Source organism: Micromonospora sp. ABR4_055 (assembly GCF_056160425.1).
Genome location: NZ_JBSWXD010000289.1, coordinates 1 through 2782 on the forward strand (window position 1 = coordinate 1; position 2782 = coordinate 2782).

The window sequence follows — 2782 nt, forward strand, 5'->3', positions numbered from 1 at the left end:
GCCCAGCCCGGTCGCGCCGCCGTCCGACTGCCCGTTCCATACCCGCTGCCCGCTGGTGCTGGACCGCTGCCGGGTCGAGATGCCGGCGGCGGTGCCGGTGGACGACGGCGGTCACGTCTCGTGTCACCTGCAGACCAACGGTCCGGCGCTCGGCGGCCGGCCGCTGCCGGCGTCGCTGGCGGCCGGCGTCGGACCCGCGACGGCGGCCGGGTGACGCGGCACCGGTCGCGAAATGCCGGTCAATGGCCGCGGGCGATCCACTCGTCGAGGTGCGGCCGTTCGGCGCCGATCGTGGTGCTGTCGCCGTGTCCGGTGTGCACGATCGTGTCGTCCGGCAGGGTGAACAGCCGGTCGCGGATGGACGCGATGATCGTGCCGAAGTCGCTGTAGGAGCGGCCGGTGGCTCCCGGGCCGCCAGCGAACAGCGTGTCGCCGGTGAACACCACGCCCAGCTCGGGCGCGGACAGGCAGCAGGCACCGGGGCTGTGCCCGGGGGTGTGCAGGACCCGCAGCGTGGTGCCGCCGACGGTGAGCTGCTGCCCGTCGGCCAGCGCGGCGTCCGGCGGCCGCCGCGGGTGGACCTGGTCCCAGAGCACCTGGTCGGCCGGGTGCAGTAGCACCGGCGCGCCGGTCTCGTCGGCCAGGCGCGCCGCGACCCGTATGTGGTCGTCGTGGGCGTGGGTGGCGACGATCGCCCGGACGGTACGCGCGCCGACGACGGCGCGGATCGCCTCGACCTCGTGCGGGGCGTCGATCACCACGCATTCGGTGCCGTCGCCGACCACCCAGACGTTGTTGTCGACATCGAAGGTCTGCCCGTCCAGGGAGAACGTCCCGGATGTGACGGTGTGGTCGATCCGGGTGGACATCAGAACACCACCACCGAGCGGAGCACGTCACCGTGGTGCATCTTGTCGAAGGCTTGCTCGACCTGGTCGAGCGGGATCTCCTCGGTGACGAAGGCGTCGAGGTCGAGGCGGCCCTGCCGGTTCAGTTCGGTCAGCATCGGGAAGTCGCGCGACGGCAGGCAGTCGCCGTACCAGCTGGATTTGAGCGCGCCGCCGCGACCGAACACGTCCAGCAGCGGCAGTTCGACGCGCATCTGCGGGGTCGGTACGCCGACCAGGACGACGGTGCCGGCCAGGTCCCGGGCGTAGAACGCCTGTTTCCAGGTTTCCGGGCGGCCGACCGCGTCGATGACGACGTCGGCGCCGAACCCGCCGGTGAGCTCCTGGATCCGTTCCACCACGTCGGTCTGCCGGGCGTCCACAGTGTGGGTGGCGCCGAAGCCGCGCGCCCAGTCCAGTTTCCGGGGGTCGGTGTCGACGGCGATGATGGTCGTCGCACCGGCCAGGGCGGCCCCGGCGATCGCGCCGTCGCCGACGCCGCCGCAACCGATGACCGCGACGGAGTCGCCGCGGCCGACGCCGCCGGTGTTGATCGCGGCTCCCAGCCCGGCCATCACTCCGCAGCCGAGCAGGCCGACGGCGGCCGGCCGGGCCGCCGGGTCCACCTTGGTGCACTGGCCGGCGTGTACCAGGGTCTTCTCGGCGAAGGCGCCGATGCCCAGCGCGGGGGAGAGCACGGTGCCGTCGGTCAGTGTCATCTTCCGGGTGGCGTTGTGGGTGGCGAAGCAGTACCAGGGTCGGCCCCGGACGCAGGCCCGGCAGGTGCCGCAGACGGCACGCCAGTTCAGCACCACGAAGTCGCCGGGGGCGACATCGGTCACCCCGTCGCCGACCTGTTCGACGGTGCCGGCCGCCTCGTGGCCGAGCAGGAACGGGTAGTCGTCGCTGATGCCGCCGTCACGGTAGTGCAGGTCGGTGTGGCAGACACCGCAGGCCTGTACCCGCACCACCGCCTCGCCCGGGCCGGGGTCCGGTACGACGATCGTGGCGACCTCGACCGGCGTACCGGTGCTCCGGGAGATCACACCCCGGACGTGTTGGCTCATCGGAACCCTCCTGGAACATCGTCGTCACACAGGTCCGGTCCGAACCTACCGCCGGGCGGGCCGGCGGGGAACCGTCCCGCCGGCCGTATCCCCTGGTGGTGGTGACGTCTACCGCTGGTCGGCGGCCGATTCGACCTCCGCCTCCACCTCGACCAGGTCGGCGCCCTCCTCGACCCGGTCACCGTCGGCGGCGTACCACTGCATCACCTCGGCTTCGGACATGCCCATGCCGAACTGCGGCAGACGCACCTCGGTCTCCATGCTCACCTCTCTCCGAGCGTGCGGCGATCTCGCTGGCCGCGCTGCAGGTGCGGTTGGCCGGGTCGACGACGACGGCGCGGCCGGTCCTGGCCACCGACGCGACGATGGTCGGCCAGTCCATCGGGACCAGGGTGCGTGGGTCGACGACCTCGACGGAGATGCCGTCGGCGGCGAGCTGGTCGGCGGCATCGAGGGCCGCCGCCGATGCCGATCACGGCCACGTCGGAGCCGGCCCGGGGAATCGCCGTGACGCCGAACGGGACCAGGTGCTCGTCGTCGGCCGGTGCCGGCCCCCGGCCGCGGCGGGCCCACAGGTTGGCGTCCTCGAAGCACAGCACCGGGTTGTCGTCGCGGATGGCTGTCCTGAGCAGGCCCTTGAGGTCCGGTCCGTTGCTGGGCACGATGATCTTCAGCCCGGGGACGTTCATGCACATCGGGTAGGGGCGGTCGCCGTGGTGGGCGGCGGTGCCGCCGTGGTAGTAGAGCGCCTGCCGGTACACCACCGGCAGGCGGCGAGGCCGACGAAGGCCAGCCGGCGGCCGGTGCTGGCACGGGTGGAACCGGGAA

General features: G+C 72.6%; 4 protein-coding genes and 2 pseudogenes. 1 reads left to right on the forward strand and 5 read right to left on the reverse strand.

Annotated features, from left to right (window positions below):
- Positions 1 to 214: pseudogene (locus ACXAHD_RS31815) on the forward strand (hypothetical protein); the annotation flags it as partial.
- A 25-nt stretch (positions 215 to 239) separates the two neighbouring features.
- Here ACXAHD_RS31815 and ACXAHD_RS31820 read toward each other — a convergent pair.
- The 5 genes and pseudogenes from ACXAHD_RS31820 to ACXAHD_RS31840 form a co-directional block, all read right to left on the reverse strand.
- Positions 240 to 869 carry an MBL fold metallo-hydrolase gene (locus tag ACXAHD_RS31820; RefSeq protein ID WP_281554955.1) on the reverse strand — a complete coding sequence of 210 codons (630 nt, stop codon included), beginning with the start codon at positions 867 to 869 and terminating at the stop codon, positions 240 to 242.
- The gene (locus ACXAHD_RS31825; RefSeq protein WP_281554954.1) at positions 869 to 1954 is read right to left on the reverse strand and encodes an S-(hydroxymethyl)mycothiol dehydrogenase; all 1086 of its coding nucleotides are present in this window, start codon (positions 1952 to 1954) and stop codon (positions 869 to 871) included. The genes ACXAHD_RS31820 and ACXAHD_RS31825 overlap by 1 nt, the downstream gene beginning before the upstream one ends.
- Before the next feature lie 108 nt (positions 1955 to 2062).
- A complete protein-coding gene (locus ACXAHD_RS31830; protein WP_353850377.1) occupies positions 2063 to 2197 on the reverse strand; it encodes a lipoyl domain-containing protein in 135 nt (44 codons plus the stop codon).
- On the reverse strand, positions 2133 to 2375 hold the full coding sequence (locus ACXAHD_RS31835) for a transketolase C-terminal domain-containing protein (RefSeq protein ID WP_353850376.1): 243 nt from the start codon (positions 2373 to 2375) through the stop codon (positions 2133 to 2135). Before ACXAHD_RS31835 ends, ACXAHD_RS31830 begins: the two co-directional genes overlap by 65 nt.
- 223 nt (positions 2376 to 2598) lie before the next feature.
- Positions 2599 to 2718 (reverse strand): annotated as a pseudogene (locus tag ACXAHD_RS31840) (hypothetical protein); the annotation flags it as partial.
- Positions 2719 to 2782 lie beyond the last annotated feature (64 nt).